Here is an 18726-nt window from a genome sequence, read left to right as displayed (position 1 = left end):
AGTTCGGCTGGGGATTGGTCGGCAGTGAAGTTGAGCACGTGCTGGATTAGGTCGGCGTCGAACTCGTTCTGCCCAATTGGCCGCACTGTGGTTCCTAGGGCGGTCGAACCGTGGGCGTAGATTGATGAACCGGCGAGCACCGGATTAGACGATTCTGCGAGCCATTTCCCGACAGCATTGTAGCTTGTGGTGACAGCTTCCAGCTGTGTCTTCGTGGGTTCCAGTTCTTGGCATATCGCCTCCAATATCCCGAAGACTTCGCCCTTCTTGGCAGCTTCATATGGAAGCGCGAACTGGTTTGACATCTTGTTCATTGGACATCGCCTTCCAGAGAATATACCGGCTCAAACGGTTCGATAGGCTGGGTGAAAAAGACAGGATCAAGCTTCGGACGGGCTTTCCTCGCTGCCGAGGCCCCCATTCCAGACAGCTGACTCGCTCGGCGAGTATCATCGAGCTTGAAGAAGTCCTTCGGAACGGCAGGGCAGTACCGGTAGATTGCATCTCGGGCGTGTTCGTGACCGGTCAGCAACTTGGCCATGCCATTAGCGCCGTGGGATTGCCCGTCGAAAAACAGCCTAGTGGCGTCCCACGCGAGTGACCCCCAACCGGGTGCTTCGCCCAGCATATATGTTTCGCTTCCACAGCCGAGGCTCAGCACCTGCAGACGATCCGAAGGCCAGCCCAGCAAGGTGATTGCTTCAACCACCGCTAACGCAATCGGGTTGTTGGCCCAAATGCCGCCATCTAACAGGCCGACCTGTTCGGCGGTCCGGTGCCTCCTGTAGTAAGTTGGAGCTGCCGCCGTCGCCATCGCCGCGTCAACTGCTGGCAGTCGATAATCGTGCTTTAGGCGCTCATGATGGGCGGTCTTGTAGATATATACGCTCCGGTGATCGGCATCCCACGCGGGAATAAGCAGCCGGGTTTGGGCGTCACCAATTCGTCGATCCTCAAGCACTGCTTCAAGTTCTTCGCGAAGTAGGTCCGCGTCGTGCTTGGCCGTGAATGTATGCTTGAAGCTGCGCCAGCAGTCAGCCAATCGGCCCTTAAAGCCGTGTTCTGCCTGACCAAAAATCCTAGGACCGCGTTCGGTGTAGAGCGTGAGCAGGTCTTTCGCTGGGATCCCCATAGCGAGGCCGATGGCGATAATTCCGCCGGTGGACGTACCTGCAATTAAATCGAAATATTGCCCGACTGGGCGATCTAGTTGTTCTTCCAGCGTGGCAAGGAATGAGGCAGGGAGCACGCCCTTTATGCCGCCCCCGTCGATGCTCAGGATACGGAAGGCTGGTGCATCTGGTGGCTTATCGCTAGTATCCATCAGTCCGCCTCCAACGCGCTTGACCCACGATCCGACCCGTCATATAGAACGTGACGTTCTGTAATAGGCCTTTGCCAAAAAAAGGCCCCGGAGGGCATGACGATTAACATATGAGCAACTATACGCTTCCGTCATGAATGAGTCAAGCTTGCCACCAACGTTCGCTGCTCGGCTGAAAAAGCAACGTGAAAACCGTGAGCTAACCCAGTCGGACCTTGCGCGGCTCGCTGGCCTTCAGCCTAGCGCAATAGCGCACTTCGAAGCAGGAAGGCGTAAGCCGTCCTTCGATAATGTCCGCTCTCTTGCTAAGGCGCTCAGCATATCAGCAGATTACCTGCTCGGTTCGTCCGCGCCGACAACTGCGTTTCGGCATGAAGACAAGTTGTCCGCACGGGATCGGGATATCATCCAAGGCATGATCGACTCGATGACCAGTAAGAAGCAGTAAGGGCAGTTGGCGTGGCGGGTTTTCGGCTCAAGATGGCAACCCGCTTAGGCCAGAAGATCGCTTCGGACTTTGGCTTCGAGAGCTTTCCGGTGTGCCCGAGAAAGATTGCCGAGAGCAGGGATATATCCGTCGAAGCGAAACCGCCGGAAGTCACTGGCGTGTCGGGTGCGATCATCTTAGCGGGCGACTCTGCGATGATCATTTATTCGACGGAGCTTCAAAACGAGGGCTTCGAGAATTTTTCCATCGCACACGAACTTGGGCATTGGTTCTTGCCGGGCCATCCTGAAGAAATTGCCAAGGCTGGTGGTATGCACCTCTCGCGGGCTTCCTTTACGCAGAACACGTCGATCGAGTTGGAGGCCGACCATTTCGCGAGCGGGTTGCTCATGCCTTCGCGGCTGACTCGAAATTTTCTTGGCGAAAATCAGATCGGTCTTGATGGAATTGTTCAGCTTGCGGGCGTAGCTAAAGCCTCGATCACGGCAGCAGCAATTCGCTCGGCCGAATGCTGCCCGTATCCAGTCGCAGTTATCGTCAGCAAGCGCCAAGAGATTGCTTACGCTTTCATGTCTGACACTTTCAAGAGCTTGGGGCGTCTGACTTTCTTACGAAAGGGTGATCCCCTACCGGCCAGTGCGACGAGCCACTTCAATGCTACGCCAGAAAACGTGCGCCTTGGCCGTCGATCAACAGAACAGACCGATTTGTCCGTATGGTTTGATGGCCCACGCGATATCGAACTTGACGAAGAAGTCCTTGGACTTGGCGGATATGGCTACACCCTGACGGTTCTTAGCAGCGAGAATCTGCCTGCGGATCCTACTGAAGACGAGGATGAGGACGCGCAACTCGAAGAGCGTTGGACGCCCCGCTTCGCCTATGGCCGCTAATCGCTAACTGCGATTCCGAAGCCGCCGTTCCGGAGTGTCCAACGAAGCGGTCGTTCGTGCGGCCCAGTCTGCTCGGATGAACGAAGGGCGGCTTTTGACTCTCCCGCCAGTCCCCCGGCGACAATACCGGATGTCGGTTCGGGGTTCGCGTGGGAACACAGCAATGTCGAGACCCAGCCGCTTCCTGACTTGTCGATCAAATTCAGTCGCACTGTCGCCCGATGCCGACGGTCATCGAGCCATCCATGCTGGTAACGGGACGCGAAACAGCGCGGCAGTTTTTCCCTTTGGAGGGCGGACGAAGCGCCTTGCGCTCTTCGGCCGTCATGCACACTTGTTCGCGAAGCCATTGATCGGCGTAAGCCTGCCCATCGAGGCGAACGCGGCGGCGATAACGAGACTGGTAACGGGACTTCTCCGCTGCCGACAGCGACTGGAACGTGCAGTTCCGCGTTTCTTGCGCAGCTACCGTGGTCTGAGCGGCTGCGGGTGAGGAAGACAACGCCAGAACGCCGGCGCCAAACGTTGCGAGGAAAAGTCCGGTGCGCATGAGAAAGCCTCACTGGATATTTGTTCGAACGGCAGGATAGCCGACAGGTCGTATCCAACAAGTGGGAAGTGCGCCTGAGGGGCCGAGGTGAACACGGCGGCGGCCCTCAAGGTGTTGATTAAGCTCGGCCATAGTTGAGGCAATCACCGCGCCCGCCGCGGGCGGGGCATCGACGCGCGAATCATCAGACCATCTCGCAGCCCCTGAATCGGCAAGGAACTGGCCTTTTTTGCGATCAGCAAATACCGCCCAACCTCAATCGGGACGGCACGGGAATATTTTTCTCCGCCGCACCGAGCACCCTGTTGGACGCAGCCGAACGCCAATGAACGCAGGCAGCCGCACGGGTGCGCAAGCTCCGATTTCCGGCACTCTTGCGCCTCATGACGTGACAGCCAACTGTCGGTGCAGGGGAGCCTCGCCACCTGCCAAACGATGGAACTGCTCTATGCCCAAACCCGAAAGGATCATCCGCCTCCGAACCGTTCTCGATCGCACCGGACTGTCGCGAACGACCATCTACCGCAAGATCACCGAAGGGACCTTTCCGCCCCAGGTGAAGATCGGCATCCACGGTGTTGGATGGCATGAGTCCGCGATCAACCGCTGGATCGCGGATCCTGCCGGCTACCGTCCCGAAAACGACAATCCCGCAGACGGCCCGGTTGATCGTGGCCAAGGATGATGCGCGGCGAGGTTGGATCGCGCACGCTGCAAACGACAACGATCCTGCCTCCGAACCCCCTGCAGTCGACGCCGCGCTGACGCGCATTGCCGAGGCGATTGGCCGGCACATTGCGCGGGAGCATATCCGCGGCCGCGATGCCGCGAATGACAATGGCGCGGGCGAGCGATAGTCTCGATTTGTTCCGCCGTTGACGCTGGGTCATTCGCGCGCAAAACTGTCCTTCGCCGAGATCGCACACCATCATCGAAGGATAGATCATGCTCCGCGCCGCGCTCTATGCCCGCTATTCCTCCGACCAGCAGAATGCTGCGTCGATCGCCGATCAGCTAAGCCTTTGCCGCGAGCGAGCGGAGCGAGAGGGCTGGCAAGTCGTGGGCACTTACGAAGACGCAGCTATCTCCGGCGCGAGCATGATCCTGCGTTCCGGCGTTCAGGCACTGCTTGCCGACGCGCAGGCAGGCAAGCTCGACATCGTTCTGGCGGAAGCGCTCGACCGTGTCTCGCGCGATCAGGCCGATGTCGCGACCCTCTACAAGCACCTGCAGTTCGCACGCGTGCCGCTGGTCACACTTTCCGAAGGCGAGATCAGCGAACTGCATGTCGGGCTCAAGGGGACGATGAATGCGCTGTTCCTGAAGGATCTGGCGAAGAAGACCCATCGCGGCCAACGCGGGCGCGTGGAGAAGGGCTTTTCGGCTGGCGCGGTCGGCTATGGCTACCGGATGATCCGCCGCCTGAGCAGCGAAGGCGAGCTGGTGCGAGGCGAGCGCGAGATCGATCAGGCGCAGGCGCTGGTCGTCAATCGTGTGTTCCGCGAGTTCGCCGCCGGCAAGAGCCCGCGCGCGATAGCGCGCGATCTCAATGCCGATGGCATTGTCGGACCTACGGGAAAGGCGTGGCGTGACACCAGCATCCGCGGCGATGTTCGCCGCGGCACGGGCATTCTCAACAACGAGCTCTATGTCGGGGTTCGCGTCTGGAATCACCGGCATGCGGTGAAGGACCCGGCCACCGGCAAGACCGTGACCCGTCTCAACCCGGAATCCGAATGGGTCCGCAGCGAAGTGCCGCATCTGCGGATTGTCAGTGACGAGCTATGGCAGGCGGTCAAGCGCGAGCAGCAGAGGATTGCGGAGCGTTATGCCAGCGTCAAGCAAGCGGCACAGAGCCGTGCGCTGCACAACACGCGGCGTCCGGCTTATCTGCTCTCCGGGCTGCTGGAATGCGGCGTGTGCGGCGGAACTTGTGCCATCGTCGTTGATGACCGCTACGGTTGCGTTGGACGGCATCGCAAGGGCTCGTGCACCAACAGCCGGACGATCAAGCGGGCCGAGCTTGAACGGCGGGCGCTCGCGGGCATCGCCGACAAGTTGGTTTCGGCAGACAAGATCGAGGCGGCCGTTGCCGCCTATGCCGTGCATATCAACCAGGAGAACCGCGAGCGGCGCGTGCAGGCAGATGCCGACACTCGGGCGCTTGCCAAGATCGAGCGTGCAGTTGCTGGCATCATGGAAGCAATCGAGGACGGTATGTATCAGCCGGTCATGAAGGCACGTATGGCCGAGCTGGAGCGGGAGAAGGCCGAGATCACCGCGCGTTTAGCCGAAGCACCGGCCGACATCCCCGATGTGCATCCCGGCATTGCCGAGATCTACAAGCGCAAGGTCGCGCGGCTCACTAAAACGTTCGACGACCCTGACACCCGGCTCGATGCATCAAGCGACATCCGCTCGCTGGCCGGCAAGATAGTGCTGCATCCGGGCGAGAAGCGGGGCGAGGTTCATGCGACGCTCCACGGCTCGCTCATCGGCATTCTGGACTTCGTCAATGACAACCCGAACACTGATGCCAGCCGAGTTATAACATCGGTGGCCTCGGGTTCGCTGGGGTGACCGGGTTGTTGTGGTTGTGAGCTGGGACTCGGCGCGTCAGACGAACTCGAATACCGCCATTGCCGCGTCGAGGATCAGCGCGATCAGCACGAGGCTTGACATGGCGAACAGCACGAAACGCACCATCACCTTGTTCGCGGTCGCTTGCACCACCGAATGGATCACTCGCAGACCGACGTAGATCCACGCCAGCAGCGCGTTCATTCCGTCACCCTGGCCGATGATCGCAAGCACAAGGCCGACGGCGTAGAACACCGTCGGCGCTTCGTGCAGGTGGTTGTAGTTGTGCGCTTTCCACTGCACTTGCTGCGGAAGCGCGCGGTCGAGCGAAGCCTCGGGATCGCGCGCCATCGCGTCAGGATCGATCTTGGCGCGACTCATTGCGGGAATGCGCGTCAGGTACATCCACAGCCACATGACCATGGTCCACGCCATCAAGGCGACGAGTGGCTGCAGAATAGCCATTCCGATCATGCGGCGGCTCCCACATCAAAGAGCGTGCGCAGCAGCGCACTGACCGTCAGCACCGCAAGGCACGCCGCCGAGAGGATGAACAGCAGGAAGCGCACGTTCACCTTGTTGACTGTCGCTTGCCAGAGCGAATGGATCACGCGGATCGCGACATAGGCCCAGGCGAACAGCAGATCGTGCGCATGCGGGCCCATGATCGCAAGGATGACGATCACGGCGTAGAAGAGCGTCGGCTGTTCGTGCAGGTGGGCGTAGTTGTGCGCCTTCCAGTTAATCCGGTCGTCGATCACGCCTTCCAGATCCTGACCGCGGCCGCCGGGTCTGGCGTTGGCCATCCCGCCGATTTTCGAAAGCGCCGGCAGCCGTGTGGCTGCCATCCAGACGAACATGACCAATGTCCATGCCACCAGGACGGCGGCCGGTGCGAGAATGTCAGCCTGCATGGAAACTCCCCCTCCTGAGACCCGCCGTGAAACTGCGTTGATGGAAGGCAGAAGTCAAACCGCGAGAATCAGTCGCTCGCGATCGTCGCGGCGAAGTTATCCGGATCACAGTTCCCGCCGGTCAGCAGGATCACTGTATTCTGATCGACCGGTACCTTTCCCGCGAGCGCGGCCGCGAGCGCCGCCGCACCGCCGGGTTCGACCACCAGCTTGAGGCGAGCGAAGGCGAAGCGCTGCGCGGCGCGCACTTCCTCGTCTGTCACCGCGACACCCGGCTCGCTGCGGCCCTGTAATACGGCGAGGTTGATCGGCTTCGTCGCGGTTGGCTGCAGAGCGTCGCAGATGGTCTTCGGCGCATCGGGCGCGGCGTGGACGATCTCGCCCGCGGCAAGGCTCTGTCCGACCATGTCCCAGCCAACCGGCTCCACCGGAACGACTTGCGACGAAGGGCAGGCGAGCGCCAGTCCCGCGCTGAGGCCACCGCCACCGCAGGGCGCGACCAGACAGGACGGCTCCCGGCCAAGTTGTTGCGTGATCTCGATGCCGGCGCTGCCTTGGCCCTCGATCACCCATGGATCGGCGAAGGCATGGACCAGCACTGCTCCGCGTCGCTCTACCTCGCGCGCGGCGAATTCGTCGCGGTCCTCGCCGGGCCGGTTGTAGAGCACGATCTCGGCACCGAGTGCGCGGGTCGCTTCCAGCTTCACCTTCGGCGCATCGCGCGGCATGATGATCGTCGCAGCAATGCCGAGCCGCCGGGCTGCCCATGCGACGCCCTGCGCATGGTTGCCGCTCGAGACTGCCACCACGCCGCGCGCGCGCTCCTCGTCGGTCAGATCGCTCAGGCGATGCCATGCGCCGCGGATCTTGAACGCGCCGACAGGCTGCAGCACCTCGGCCTTGGCCCAGAGCCGCGTGCCGCCGATCTCCACCGACAGCAGCGGGGTGGGCGGCAGGATCTCCGCGATCTTCGCGGCGGCGCGCAGCACGCCTTCGCGGGTCGGCTTTCGAATCGTCTCCTGGATCATGTTGCCCTGCTAGCGCATTTCCCTATGTGAGCCGTCGTTATTCGTGAGTCCCCGCGGACGCGGGGACCTCAGGCGGTCAGTGGACGACCAGGCGCCCGAGGCCTCCGCCCTTGCGGAGGCTCATCAGCAGTAGGATTGGAGCAATTATGTCGAAAGTGCTGGTAATCGGTGCAGGCGGAGTCAGCTCGGTCTGCGTGCACAAGATGGCGATGAATCCCGACGTCTTCAGCCAGATCCACCTTGCGAGCCGCACGAAAGCCAAGTGCGACGCGATCGCCGAATCGGTCAAGCAGCGCACGGGGCAGGAGGTGGCGACCTACGAGATCGATGCCGAGGAAGTCCCGGCCATGGTCAACCTGATCAAGAAGGTCGGGCCCAGCCTCGTGGTCAATCTCGCGCTTCCCTATCAGGACCTGCCGATCATGGACGCCTGCCTTGAGGCCGGCGTCGACTACCTCGACACCGCGAACTACGAGCCGAAGGACGAGGCGAAGTTCGAATACAAGTGGCAGTGGGCCTACCACGATCGGTTCAAGGAAGCCGGGATCATGGCGCTGCTCGGTAGCGGCTTCGATCCGGGTGTGACCAGCGTCTTCACCATGTGGCTAAAGAAGCACAAGCTGAAGACCATCCGCCAGCTTGACATCCTCGATTGCAACGGCGGTGATCACGGCCAGCATTTCGCGACCAACTTCAATCCAGAGATCAACATCCGTGAGATCACTGCGCCGGCGCGCCATTGGGAGAAAGGCAAGTTCATCGAGACCCCCGCGCTGGGCGAAAAGGTCGAGTTCAACTTCGAGAGCGTCGGCCGCAAGAATATGTACATGATGTACCACGAGGAACTGGAAAGCCTCGCGAAGTTCGTCCCCGAACTGGAGCGCGCGCGGTTCTGGATGACTTTCGGCGACCAGTACATCACGCACCTGACGGTGCTGCAGAACGTCGGCATGACCTCGATCGAGCCGATCCGTTACCAGGGCAAGGACATCATCCCGCTCCAGTTCCTCGCCGCGGTGCTGCCCAAGCCCGAGACGCTGGGCGAAACGACCAAGGGCAAGACCAACATCGGCGTGATCGCGACCGGCGAGGCGCTCGACGGATCGGGCGAGAAGACGTTCTACATCAACAATATCTGCGACCACGAGGATGCCTACGAGGAAACGGGCAACCAGGCGGTCAGTTACACCACCGGCGTCCCTGCGATGATCGGCAGCGCCATGGTGCTGCTGGGCAAGTGGAAGGGGGAGGGCGTCTTCAACATGGAGCAGTTCGACCCCGATCCGTTCATGGACATGCTGAACGATCACGGACTGCCGTGGAATGTGAAGGAGCTCGACGGGCCGGTGGACTTCTGACGGTGCTGAGGCCTGTCCTGACAGCTGCTGCGGCGCTGACGGCGACGCTTTGCCACCCCGCCTCGGCGGCCGAGACGCCGAGCGACCCCTACGCTCCGGCGCGCGAGATCATCGCGGACATGAACCGGATCGTGACGCCGGATGGTGTCCAAGAGACCTTCGTCGCCACGCTCGGCGGCGCGCGGCAGGTCGTGAACGTCCGCGGCACGGACCGCGACAATCCGATCCTGATCTTCGTCCACGGCGGACCCGGCGCGGTGGAGATGCCTTTCGCCTGGACCTTCCAGCGTCCGTGGGAGGACTTCTTCACCGTCGTCCATTACGACCAGCGCGGCGCCGGACGGTCCTATCCGCTGAACTCTCCCGGGACGCTCGCCCCGACGATGACGCTGGAGCGGTACCGGGACGATGCGATCGAACTGATCGAGTTGCTGCAGGAGCGTTACGGCGAGCGCAAGGTCGTGCTGATGGGGCACAGCTGGGGCTCGTTCGTCGGGCTGGCGGTCGCACTGGAGCGGCCGGACTTGCTCCACGCCTATGTCGGCGTGGGGCAGGGCATCGACTTCCGCGAAAGCGAGAAGGCCGGCATGGCCTGGACGCGGGCCAGGGCGCTTGCTGCCGGGGACGAGGAAGCGGTCGCCGCGATCGATGCTCTCGCGCCCTATCCCGCGGCGGGCCCGTTTACGATCGAGCAGGCCGACGGCTGGCGCAAGTACGCGATGCCGTACGGCTCGCTGCTGTACAACCGTCCGCCCGCGGAGACGCTCTATTTCCATCAGCCGCGCCTGTCGCCGCTTTACAGCCCCGCTGATCGCAAGGCCTGGGGCGAGGGCAGCGCCTTCACGGTGACGACGCTCTGGCCTCGTCTCGCCGATGTCAGCTTCGCGGACGTCGAGCGGGTCGAGGTGCCGCTGGTGTTCCTTCTCGGGCGGCACGACTATACCGTGCCTTCGCCGGTCGCGGCCGAGTGGCTTGAAGAGGTCGAGGCGCCTTCCAAGGAGCTGGTCTGGTTCGAGCATTCGGCGCACATGCCGATGTTCGAGGAACCCGGTCTGTTCCTCGCCGCGCTGTTGCGCGAGGTGGTACCGCTCGCCAAGGATGCGCAGCACGCGTCCGCGAATATTGATCCGGGAGGTTCCTGAGCCGATGGAAACCAAAGCTGGCGATCCGGGCGCTTTCGCCCATTTCGACCTCGATCGCGTCGATAGCCCCGCCTTCGTTGTCGACACTGCGAAGCTGCGCGCCAATCTTCAGGTGCTTGCTGACATTCGCGATGCGGCGGACATCAAGGTGCTGGCCGCGCTCAAGGCGTTCTCGATGTGGAGCGTTGCGCCGGTGATCGGCGAATATCTCGACGGCGTGTGTACCTCGGGCCTGTGGGAAGCGCGGTTGGCCAGCGAGTTCTACGACGGGGAGATCGCCACCTACTCGGCCGCCTACAAGCCCGGCGAGCTGGAGGAAGTCTGTCGCCTTTCCGATCACGTGATCTTCAACTCGCCCGGCCAGCTCGAGCGTGCGGCGCTGATCCTCGATCATGCGCGCGCCTCGGGTCAGGACTTCGACGTCGGGCTGCGGATCAATCCGCTGTGTCCTTGTGGCGAAGTGCCGCGCTACGATCCCTCGTCGCCCGGCTCGCGGCTCGGCTTCCCGATCGACCAGCTCACGCCCGAGATCATGGAGCAGGTCGACGGCATCCACTTCCACAACTTGTGCGAGCAGGATTTCGAGCCGCTCCGGCGGACGTGGGACAAGGTGTTCGACGCGATCGAGCCGTGGTTCGGCCAGCTCAAGTGGATCAACATGGGCGGCGGGCACCACATCACCCGCGCCGACTATCAGCGCGAGGAACTGGTGGAGTTCCTGCGCGATGCGAAGGAGGACACCGGAGCTGAGATCTACCTCGAGCCGGGCGAAGCCGTGGCGCTCGATGCCGGGATGCTCGTCGGAACTATCCTCGACTCGATGTGGAACGGAATGCCGCTCGCGGTGACCGATATCTCCGCCACCTGCCACATGCCCGACGTGATCGAGGCGCCCTACCGGCCCGCGATGCTGCACGAGGAGGCTGCGGGCGAGGGCGATCCCGTCCGCCTCGGCGGGCCGTCGTGCCTCGCGGGCGACGTAATCGGCGACTACCACCTGCCGGTGCCGTGCGAACCCGGCCAGCGAATCGCCTTCCTCGACCAGGCGCACTATTCGATGGTGAAGACCAACACCTTCAACGGCGTCCAGCTGCCCTCGATCTGGCTCTGGGACAGTGACACCGACGCGCTCGAACGGGTGAAGAGCTTTGACTACGAAGATTTTCGCGACCGGTTGAGTTAGCGGGGCTTGGCGGGGCGGACGGTCCGTGGAAGGATCGCCGCAAGACGTTTGGGGGAATGCCGATGCGAAAAGTCCACCTACTGGTCGCTGCCGTCGTGCTCGCCGGCGGGAATGCGGCGGCTGCGCCGGCGGCACGGGCGCAGGGCTATTCGGCGGAGCGTCTAGTGAAGTCGGTGGACCTCGACGATCTCAAGGCGATCGTCAAATCGCTCGGCCATACCGTCAGCGAACAGGGGAAATTCGGCGAGGTCAGCCTCTCCGCGACCGATGCGGAGGAGACCAATTACATCCTCATCGGAACCGCCTGCAACGCCAACGGCATCCGTGGGTGCCAGGGCGTGATGATGCAGGTCCGGTTCGATCCGGACGAGAGCGTCGACGCCGAAGGCCTTGCGCGCGCCAACCTGTCGCAGGCCGCCGTCAATACCTGGCGTGACCCGGCGAACGGCACGATCGGCGTCACCCGCTACGTCGTGCTCGACCACGGAATCACCATGGCCAACCTGCGCGAGAACGTGAACGTCCTCCTTTCGCTGACGCCCAGCGTGGTGGATGCGCTTCTCGAGGAATGATCCGGGCACGGATCGTCCCGCCGCACCCCCGCTTCGTCCCCTCTCCGGTTGCGGGGTAAAGCGCGAGTTTTCACTTGCGGTTCACGCTGCGAAGCTTATAGGCGCACCCCGCTGCCCCAAGGGGACTTCCTAACCGCAAGGCAGCCTCGTTCGAACTTAACCGTTTGGGGGTCCCTTGAGTTGCACATCCATCCTGACGCCCGGTCTGTAGTTCGGGCACTCGCGCCGGACGAGCCGGTTATCATCAATCGCCCGCACGCTGCGGAGCGCGCAGCGCGTTTCTTCGTCGAGAAGTTCCCGGGCAAGTCGCTCTATGCGGTGAAGGCGAATCCTTCGCCCGACCTGCTGCAGGTCCTGTGGAATGGCGGCGTGACGCATTTCGACGTCGCTTCGATCGCGGAAGTGCGCCTGGTGCGCGCCATGCTGCCGCAGGCGACGCTGTGCTTCATGCATCCGGTGAAGACGCCGCGCGCGATTCGCGAGGCTTACTTCGCACACGGCGTGAAGACCTTCAGCCTCGACACGATCGAGGAGCTGGCCAAGATCGTCGAGGCGACTACCGCGGAGGATGGCACGCCCGCTGCCGACCTGCGGTTGCTGGTGCGCCTGCGCGTCTCATCCGACTATTCCGAGCTCAGCCTTGCGTCGAAGTTCGGCGTCGATCTGGTCGACGCTGCGCCGCTGCTGCAGGCGACCCGCCAGCATTGCGACTGGCTGGGTGTGTGCTTCCACGTCGGGAGCCAGGCGATGACGCCGTTCGCCTATGTCCAGGCGCTGGAGCGCGTACGCGCCGCGGTGGCCGAGGCGAGCGTGGTGATCGACGTGGTCGATGTCGGCGGCGGCTTCCCCTCGGTCTATCCGGACATGGAGCCTCCGCCGCTGGAGGACTATTTCGAAGTCATCCACCGCCACTTCGAAAACCTGCCGATCGCCTATAACGCCGAGCTGTGGTGCGAGCCCGGCCGCGCGCTCTGCGCCGAGTATTCCTCGGTCGTCGTGCGGGTTGAGAAGCGCCGCGGGGACGAACTCTACATCAATGACGGAGCCTACGGCGCGCTGTTCGATGCGGCGCATGTCGACTGGCGCTTCCCGGTCTCGGCGCTGGAGGACGATCTGCGCGATCCGCCGCAGGAGTTCGCCTTCTACGGGCCGACCTGCGACGATGCCGATTACATGAAGGGCCCCTTCATGCTTCCCGGTGACATCCAGGCGGGCGATTATATCGAGATCGGCATGCTCGGTGCCTACGGCGCGGCGATGAAGACCGGCTTCAACGGCTTCGGCAATGCGCAGCAGATCGTGGTCGGCGACGAGCCGATGGCTAGCCTCTACCGCGGCGACCGCGAGCGCCCGGTGACCGACAACGTGGTGAGCCTGCGCTGAGCAGGCCCCCTGTCTCCGCGCGACCGGCTACGGCCTCGCGCGGGGAAGGCAGGCGCCCACGGGCGGGGAGGCGAAGATCCGGCAGTCGAAATAGATCGCCTCGGCATTGCCGTTCCGCGCCGGCAGGAAACTGAAGCGTAGCGCGCGGCGGGCTTCGCCGGTCAGCGGCAATTCGGCCGGAATCGCCGCGGCTTCGTCCCAACCGTAGACCTGACAATAGGCGTCACCCGGGCACAGGGCGCGGGCGCGCTCCACGAGCGTCTGCGGGGAATCGCCGCGTGCGACGAGCACGAAATGAACGCCGGGCGCGAGGACGCCCGGAGACACGTCCGGTGCGTCGGCTGCCTCGATCGGAGTCTCCTCCGACACGGCACCGCGCGATGCGGTGATCGTACGAACCGCCGTACCCTGGTCGGCAAGCCGGGGGAGGAGAAGGTCCACTGGCCGATCGACCTCCTGTGCCGCTTTGCGCAGCCTTAGCGGGTCGGGTTCGCCGCCGGTGTAACGCGCCGACATCGCCGCGCTGCTCCCCCACCATCCGCGCCACCGGAAGAACAGGTGGGGGCCGACCGCCGCGATCTTGTCCAGCTCGCCGCTCCAGGCGGGATAGACGTAGTCGGCGTGATAGTGGGTCGCCGTACCGACCCGCGCGTGGACGTAACCGCCCAGCGCCTCCTCCGCCCGCTGCCGCGCCGCACGCCATAAGGTCTCGGAATAGCTGCGCGCGAGCGAGCCGTCGCAGGTGAAGGTGAATTGGCACCCCGTGGGCCGCTCCGAGCCCTGGAAGACCACGCCGCAGACCGTGCCGGCGAACGCCGGATGGCGCACGCGGTTGAGGATCACCTGCATCACCGCGCGCTGGTCCGCTTCGCCGGCACCGGCCTCGGCCATCGCGGCGAGCGCGAGACAGTTGCGCGCCCGCACGCGGTCTGCGGAGCTGCCGCGAAAGACGAACGGGCGGGCGGCCACCGGATCGATGTCGGCAAAGGGAGCCGCGGCGTTGCGCGTGCGCGCATCCTCGGCAGGGAGCGTGGAGAGGATCGTGCCCTCGTCCTCGGCACTTGCGGGCAGGGCATCGAGCGGGGCCGATATGGTCGAGGGAACCAGCGGAGCGACAGGCCGATCGACTGCGCCGAACGCGGCCAGCGCTGCGAAGGCGAGCGCGAGAATAGCGGAGACCGCGTAGAGAGGCGCGTTCTCGCGCAACTGCCTGGATCGGCTGTCGTCCATTGCCGCTATCTAGCGTCACAGGCGGCGGTGACCAGCGGCAGCGCTCAGGCTGCCTGCGCGAGTTCCAGCTCGAGCCGGTCCCAGATCTCTACCAGTGCGGTGGCCAGATCGTCCATCATCGCTTCGGTATGCGTGGGGCCGGGGGTGAAGCGCAGCCGCTCGGTGCCGCGCGGCACGGTCGGGAAATTGATCGGCTGCACATAGGCGCCGTATTCCGCGAGCAGGATGTCGCTGATCTTCTTCGCGCGCACAGGATCGCCGACCATGAGCGGCACGATATGCGTCTGGCTCGGCATGACCGGCAGGCCGGCAGCGGCGAACTTCGCCTTGAGCAGCGCGGCGTTGCGCTGCTGCGCCTCACGCTCCTCGTTCGATTCCTTGAGGTGCCGCACGGCCGCGAGCACGCCGGCCACGAGAACGGGGCTGAGCGAAGTCGTGAAGATGAACCCGGGCGCATAGCTGCGGATGCAGTCGATCACGCGCGTGTCGGCCGCGATATAGCCGCCCATGACGCCGAACGCCTTGCCCAGCGTGCCTTCGATGATGTCGATCCGGTGCGCGGCCTCGTCACGCTCCGAAATCCCGCCGCCGCGCTGGCCGTACATGCCGACGGCGTGGACCTCGTCGATATAGGTCAGCGCGTTGTATTTCTCGGCAAGGTCGCAGATCGCGTGGATCGGGGCGATGTCGGCGTCCATCGAGTAGACGCTCTCGAACGCGACCAGCTTGGGCGTCTCGGGCGCTTCGGCGGCGAGCAGCTCTTCCAGATGCTCGAGATCGTTGTGCCGGAACACGCGCTTCTCGCAGCCCGAGTTGCGAATGCCGGCGATCATGCTCGCATGGTTGAGCTCGTCGGAGAAGATTACGCAGCCCGGCAGCAGCTTGGCCAGGGTGGAGAGCGTCGCGTCGTTGGAGACGTAGCCGCTGGTGAACAGCAGCGCGCCGTCCTTGCCGTGCAGGTCGGCCAGCTCGCGTTCCAGCTGGACGTGAAAGTGCGTGTTGCCGCCGATGTTGCGCGTGCCGCCGGATCCGGCGCCGACGTCGTGCAGCGCCTCTTCCATCGCGGCGATGACTTTCGGGTGCTGGCCCATCGAAAGGTAGTCGTTCGAGCACCAGACGGTGATTGGCTTCGGCCCATTGTGCCCGGCGAAGCAGCGTGCGTTGGGGAACGTGCCCTTGTTACGCATGATATCGATGAAGACGCGGTAGCGGCCTTCAGAGTGCAGGCGGTCGATCGCCTGATCGAAGATCTGATTGTAATTCATCGCACGCTCGCGCCTCGCCGTCCGGTCCCGGCCGTTCCGGGCCGGCATTTAGGCCGCCCGCGCCCGTATTTCCACCGCGATCTTTGCGAGCGATTCGCAGCTAGAACTTCTCCAGACGCTCGATCCCGCAGGCGCGAAATGCCTGGGCAAGCGGCTCGAATTCGTCGAGCGGTCCTGTGGTCACGGCGCGATCCGGCTTTCTCCGCGCGATTGGCTGCCCCGCAACGAGGTGTGCGATCCGGCGCGCGATGCCCTGGGCGCCGTCGATGAATTTCACCTCCGCACCGAACGCTTCTCCCAACTCCGCCCGCAAAAGAGGGAAATGGGTGCAGGCGAGCACGACGGTGTCGATCTCGCCCCCGCCGGGCTGCATGCTAAGCCCCGCCACGGCCTCGTCGATCGCGGCGGGGGTGACCGCACGCCCCCGCAGCTTGGCCTCCGCCGCCTCGACCAGACCGGGTGCGGCGTGGCGCAGCAGCGTCTTCCCGTCAGCGAACTGCGATTCGAGATTATCGACATAGGCCTGGCGGATCGTCGCCGCCGTGCCGAGCAGCCCGATCGTGCCGCTGCGTGTCGCGCTCGCCGCGGGTTTGATCGCGGGTACCGTACCGACGATCGGGATCTCCAGCACCTCGCGCACCATGCCGAGCGCGATCGTACTCGCGGTGTTGCAGGCGATGCAGATCAGCCGCGGATTCCAGCGCTCCGCCATCCGCCCGAGCAACCCGCAGACGCGCGCCGCGACATCGGCCTCGCTCTTGGTGCCATAAGGCAGGCCCGCGAGATCCGCCGCATAGATCACGGGCACGCCAGGCAGCGTCTTGCGCATCTCCGCGAGCACGCTGAGTCCGCCAACGCCGGAATCGAACAGCAGGATGGGGGATGAATCGTCCAAGGAACCATTTCCGTTCGGGCTGCGCTTGTCGAAGCCCCGCTTTTTCTTCTAGCGCCGTAGAAGAGAGAACGGCCCTTCGACAAGCTCGGGGCGAACGGTTATCTGCTGCTGAAAGGGAGGGGCGCTGCCATGGACGTGACCACCGATACCTTGCTTGCCGCGCTGCTCGGCTACTTGTGCGGCTCAATCCCGTTCGGGCTGATCCTCGCGCGGCTCGCCGGGTTGGGCGACGTGCGCAAGATCGGCAGCGGCAATATCGGCGCGACCAACGTGCTGCGCACCGGCAACAAGGCGGTCGCTGCGGCCACCCTGCTGCTCGACCTCGCCAAGGGGCTCGTGGCGGTGCTGCTCGCCGCGCACCTGCTCACCGGGCCGAGCGAGATGCCCGGCGCTGCCTTAGGTCCGGCACCCGTTGCTGCGGTGTTTGCCGTGCTCGGCCACTGCTTCCCCGTCTGGCTCGGGTTCAAGGGGGGGAAGGGCGTTGCGACCAACGCCGGCGTCAGCTTCGGCCTCGCCTGGCCGATCGGGCTTGCCTACGCCCTCGTCTGGCTCGGGGTTCTGGGGCTGAGCCGGATCAGCTCGCTCGCGGGGATGAGCGCAGTCGTGGCCGCGGTCATCGTCGCCGCGGTGTTCGGTCACACGGCCTACGTCCCTGCGCTGGTGCTGATCGCGCTGATCGTGATCTGGCTCCACCGCGAGAACCTCAAGCGTCTGGCGAACGGCACCGAGCCGAAGGTCGGTTCGAAGGAGTGAGCCGGTTTTCCATTCCACCGGGATGTCGCGCGTGAGGGAAGCCGCCCCCCTCTCACAGCAGGAGGCATTCGCGCGTATCCGGCTGCTGCGGTCGCCCAACATCGGGCCGGTCTCATACGCCCATCTGCTTCAGCGATACGGCAGTGCCGAAGCTGCGCTCGAGGCGCTGCCCCATCTCGGCCGGCGCGGCGGGCGCGACTATCGCGCCGCGCCGATCGAGCGGATCGAGCGTGAAGTGGAAGCGGTGCGTGCCGCCGGTGCGCGGTACCTGTTCCACGACCAGCCCGGTTATCCGCCGCTTCTGGTGGAGATCGAAAGCGCGCCGCCGATCCTGACCTTCCGGGGTGACCTTGCCCTGGCCGCACGGCCCTGCGTCGCCATGGTCGGCGCGCGCAATGCCTCGGCCGCGGCGGTCAAGCTGGCGCGCGACTTCGCCGCGGCCTTGGCGGAGGCGGGGTTCGTCGTCGTTTCCGGTCTCGCCCGTGGCATCGACGGCGCCGCCCACCGAGGCGCGCTGCCCGCGACGGTTGGCGTGATCGCAAGCGGCATCGACATCGCCTATCCGCCCCAGCACGCCGAGCTGCAGGATGACATCGCGAGCACAGGCCTGCTCCTTGCCGAGCAGCCGCCGGGCACCGAACCCCGCGGCAGCCACTTCCCGAGCCGCAACCGAATCATCGCAGGGCTCGCAGCAGGAACGCTGGTGGTGGAAGCGGCGCCCAAGTCCGGCTCGCTGATCACCGCGCGCCTTGCGGGGGAGGCTGGGCGCGAGGTCATGGCGATCCCGGGCAGCCCGCTCGATAGACGCTCGCAAGGGTGCAATCAGTTGATTCGCGACGGCGCGGTCCTGGTTCAGGCGCCGGAGGACGCGATCGAGCTGCTCAGCGGCTTCGACGGCACCCCGCGCTCCACCTTCCGCGAAGCCGCTCGGGGATACGACTACGCGCCCGACGAACTGGACCATGCCGAACCGGCCGACATCTCCGGCCTGCTGACGACCGCTCCGGTACCGGTAGACGAACTGATCCGCCAATCGGGCGCCGGCTCGTCAGCCGTGCAGATGGCCCTGCTGGAACTTGAAATCGCCGGTCGTTTGCAGCGACACGCGGGCGGGCGGGTCTCGCTGGCCGGCTAGCGCACCGCCCACAATCTCACTTGACGGGGGCGAGCCGCCGTCCCCACCCTCGCGCACGTACACACGTAAGGGA

Annotated in this window: 21 protein-coding genes; 11 read left to right on the top strand and 10 right to left on the bottom strand. The window is 64.3% G+C overall.

The genetic code is table 11. The features are described 5' to 3' along the window. Positions 1 to 314, bottom strand: a 314-nt coding sequence (locus AC3A5N_RS08160; RefSeq protein ID WP_487736805.1) for a nucleotidyltransferase family protein, incomplete at its 3' end; no start/stop codon positions are given. Next, on the bottom strand, positions 311 to 1324 hold the full coding sequence (locus AC3A5N_RS08155) for a CBASS cGAMP-activated phospholipase (RefSeq protein WP_487736804.1): 1014 nt from the start codon (positions 1322 to 1324) through the stop codon (positions 311 to 313). The genes AC3A5N_RS08160 and AC3A5N_RS08155, both read right to left, overlap by 4 nt. A 133-nt stretch (positions 1325 to 1457) precedes the next feature. Here AC3A5N_RS08155 and AC3A5N_RS08150 point away from each other — a divergent pair, with 133 nt between their 5' ends. Both AC3A5N_RS08150 and AC3A5N_RS08145 read left to right on the top strand, forming a co-directional pair. Next, positions 1458 to 1772 carry a helix-turn-helix domain-containing protein gene (locus AC3A5N_RS08150; RefSeq protein ID WP_487736803.1) on the top strand — a complete coding sequence of 105 codons (315 nt, stop codon included), beginning with the start codon at positions 1458 to 1460 and terminating at the stop codon, positions 1770 to 1772. Between the two features lie 32 nt (positions 1773 to 1804). Further along, entirely contained in the window at positions 1805 to 2665 is an 861-nt protein-coding gene (locus AC3A5N_RS08145) for an ImmA/IrrE family metallo-endopeptidase (RefSeq protein ID WP_487736802.1), read from the top strand. A gap of 202 nt (positions 2666 to 2867) precedes the next feature. Here the strand turns inward: AC3A5N_RS08145 and AC3A5N_RS08140 are convergent, their stop codons facing one another. Continuing rightward, a complete protein-coding gene (locus tag AC3A5N_RS08140) occupies positions 2868 to 3215 on the bottom strand; it encodes a hypothetical protein (RefSeq protein ID WP_487736801.1) in 348 nt (115 codons plus the stop codon). 325 nt (positions 3216 to 3540) lie between these two features. On the opposite strand from AC3A5N_RS08140, the gene AC3A5N_RS08135 reads away from it, so the two are divergent. Further along, positions 3541 to 3900, top strand: coding sequence for a helix-turn-helix transcriptional regulator (locus AC3A5N_RS08135; protein ID WP_487736800.1), 360 nt, complete (start codon positions 3541 to 3543; stop codon positions 3898 to 3900). Here AC3A5N_RS08135 and AC3A5N_RS08130 read toward each other — a convergent pair. After that, positions 3815 to 4162 carry a hypothetical protein gene (locus tag AC3A5N_RS08130; RefSeq protein WP_487736825.1) on the bottom strand — a complete coding sequence of 116 codons (348 nt, stop codon included), beginning with the start codon at positions 4160 to 4162 and terminating at the stop codon, positions 3815 to 3817. The two genes, AC3A5N_RS08135 and AC3A5N_RS08130, sit on opposite strands and share 86 nt — an antisense overlap. On the opposite strand from AC3A5N_RS08130, the gene AC3A5N_RS08125 reads away from it, so the two are divergent. Further along, positions 4161 to 5795: a recombinase family protein gene (locus AC3A5N_RS08125; protein ID WP_487736799.1), complete on the top strand. Its 1635-nt coding sequence runs from the start codon at positions 4161 to 4163 to the stop codon at positions 5793 to 5795. The genes AC3A5N_RS08130 and AC3A5N_RS08125 overlap by 2 nt on opposite strands. Positions 5796 to 5831: 36 nt before the next feature. Here the strand turns inward: AC3A5N_RS08125 and AC3A5N_RS08120 are convergent, their stop codons facing one another. From AC3A5N_RS08120 to AC3A5N_RS08110, 3 genes are all read right to left on the bottom strand, one after another. Beyond that, the gene (locus tag AC3A5N_RS08120; RefSeq protein ID WP_487736798.1) at positions 5832 to 6269 is read right to left on the bottom strand and encodes an MAPEG family protein; all 438 of its coding nucleotides are present in this window, start codon (positions 6267 to 6269) and stop codon (positions 5832 to 5834) included. Beyond that, positions 6266 to 6709: an MAPEG family protein gene (locus AC3A5N_RS08115; RefSeq protein ID WP_487736797.1), complete on the bottom strand. Its 444-nt coding sequence runs from the start codon at positions 6707 to 6709 to the stop codon at positions 6266 to 6268. Before AC3A5N_RS08115 ends, AC3A5N_RS08120 begins: the two co-directional genes overlap by 4 nt. A gap of 68 nt (positions 6710 to 6777) precedes the next feature. Then, positions 6778 to 7737 (bottom strand): threonine ammonia-lyase, encoded by a 960-nt coding sequence (locus tag AC3A5N_RS08110; RefSeq protein ID WP_487736796.1) that lies wholly within the window; start codon positions 7735 to 7737, stop codon positions 6778 to 6780. A gap of 146 nt (positions 7738 to 7883) precedes the next feature. Here AC3A5N_RS08110 and AC3A5N_RS08105 point away from each other — a divergent pair, with 146 nt between their 5' ends. The 5 genes from AC3A5N_RS08105 to AC3A5N_RS08085 all read left to right on the top strand — a co-directional run bounded on the left by AC3A5N_RS08105 (position 7884) and on the right by AC3A5N_RS08085 (position 13375). After that, positions 7884 to 9095 (top strand): saccharopine dehydrogenase family protein, encoded by a 1212-nt coding sequence (locus AC3A5N_RS08105; RefSeq protein ID WP_487736795.1) that lies wholly within the window; start codon positions 7884 to 7886, stop codon positions 9093 to 9095. Between the two features lie 2 nt (positions 9096 to 9097). Then, complete coding sequence (locus tag AC3A5N_RS08100) at positions 9098 to 10237, top strand: alpha/beta fold hydrolase (RefSeq protein ID WP_487736794.1); 1140 nt, start codon at positions 9098 to 9100, stop codon at positions 10235 to 10237. Positions 10238 to 10241: 4 nt separating this feature from the next. Continuing rightward, a complete protein-coding gene (locus AC3A5N_RS08095) occupies positions 10242 to 11420 on the top strand; it encodes a carboxynorspermidine decarboxylase (protein ID WP_487736793.1) in 1179 nt (392 codons plus the stop codon). 62 nt (positions 11421 to 11482) lie between these two features. Beyond that, positions 11483 to 11992, top strand: coding sequence for a type III secretion system chaperone family protein (locus AC3A5N_RS08090; protein WP_487736792.1), 510 nt, complete (start codon positions 11483 to 11485; stop codon positions 11990 to 11992). Between the two features lie 180 nt (positions 11993 to 12172). Continuing rightward, positions 12173 to 13375, top strand: a complete 1203-nt coding sequence (locus AC3A5N_RS08085) for a type III PLP-dependent enzyme domain-containing protein (protein WP_487736791.1) — start codon at positions 12173 to 12175, stop codon at positions 13373 to 13375. 27 nt (positions 13376 to 13402) lie between these two features. On the opposite strand, the gene AC3A5N_RS08080 is transcribed toward AC3A5N_RS08085, so the two are convergent. The 3 genes from AC3A5N_RS08080 to murI form a co-directional block, all read right to left on the bottom strand. Then, positions 13403 to 14605: a cell wall hydrolase gene (locus tag AC3A5N_RS08080; RefSeq protein ID WP_487736790.1), complete on the bottom strand. Its 1203-nt coding sequence runs from the start codon at positions 14603 to 14605 to the stop codon at positions 13403 to 13405. Positions 14606 to 14649: 44 nt separating this feature from the next. After that, positions 14650 to 15870: a 5-aminolevulinate synthase gene (hemA, locus tag AC3A5N_RS08075; RefSeq protein WP_487736789.1), complete on the bottom strand. Its 1221-nt coding sequence runs from the start codon at positions 15868 to 15870 to the stop codon at positions 14650 to 14652. Positions 15871 to 15970: 100 nt separating this feature from the next. Beyond that, positions 15971 to 16765, bottom strand: a complete 795-nt coding sequence (murI, locus tag AC3A5N_RS08070; RefSeq protein WP_487736788.1) for a glutamate racemase — start codon at positions 16763 to 16765, stop codon at positions 15971 to 15973. Between the two features lie 129 nt (positions 16766 to 16894). On the opposite strand from murI, the gene plsY reads away from it, so the two are divergent. Beyond that, a complete protein-coding gene (gene plsY / locus AC3A5N_RS08065; RefSeq protein ID WP_487736787.1) occupies positions 16895 to 17518 on the top strand; it encodes a glycerol-3-phosphate 1-O-acyltransferase PlsY in 624 nt (207 codons plus the stop codon). A 22-nt stretch (positions 17519 to 17540) separates the two neighbouring features. Further along, positions 17541 to 18653 (top strand): DNA-processing protein DprA, encoded by a 1113-nt coding sequence (gene dprA, locus AC3A5N_RS08060; RefSeq protein WP_487736786.1) that lies wholly within the window; start codon positions 17541 to 17543, stop codon positions 18651 to 18653. The last annotated feature ends 73 nt before the right edge of the window (positions 18654 to 18726 follow it).

This window comes from Pelagerythrobacter sp. Soil_C_18 (genome assembly GCF_057657235.1).
Note: the sequence above shows the minus strand (reverse complement) of the source record. Positions and strands in the feature narration are given on the sequence as shown.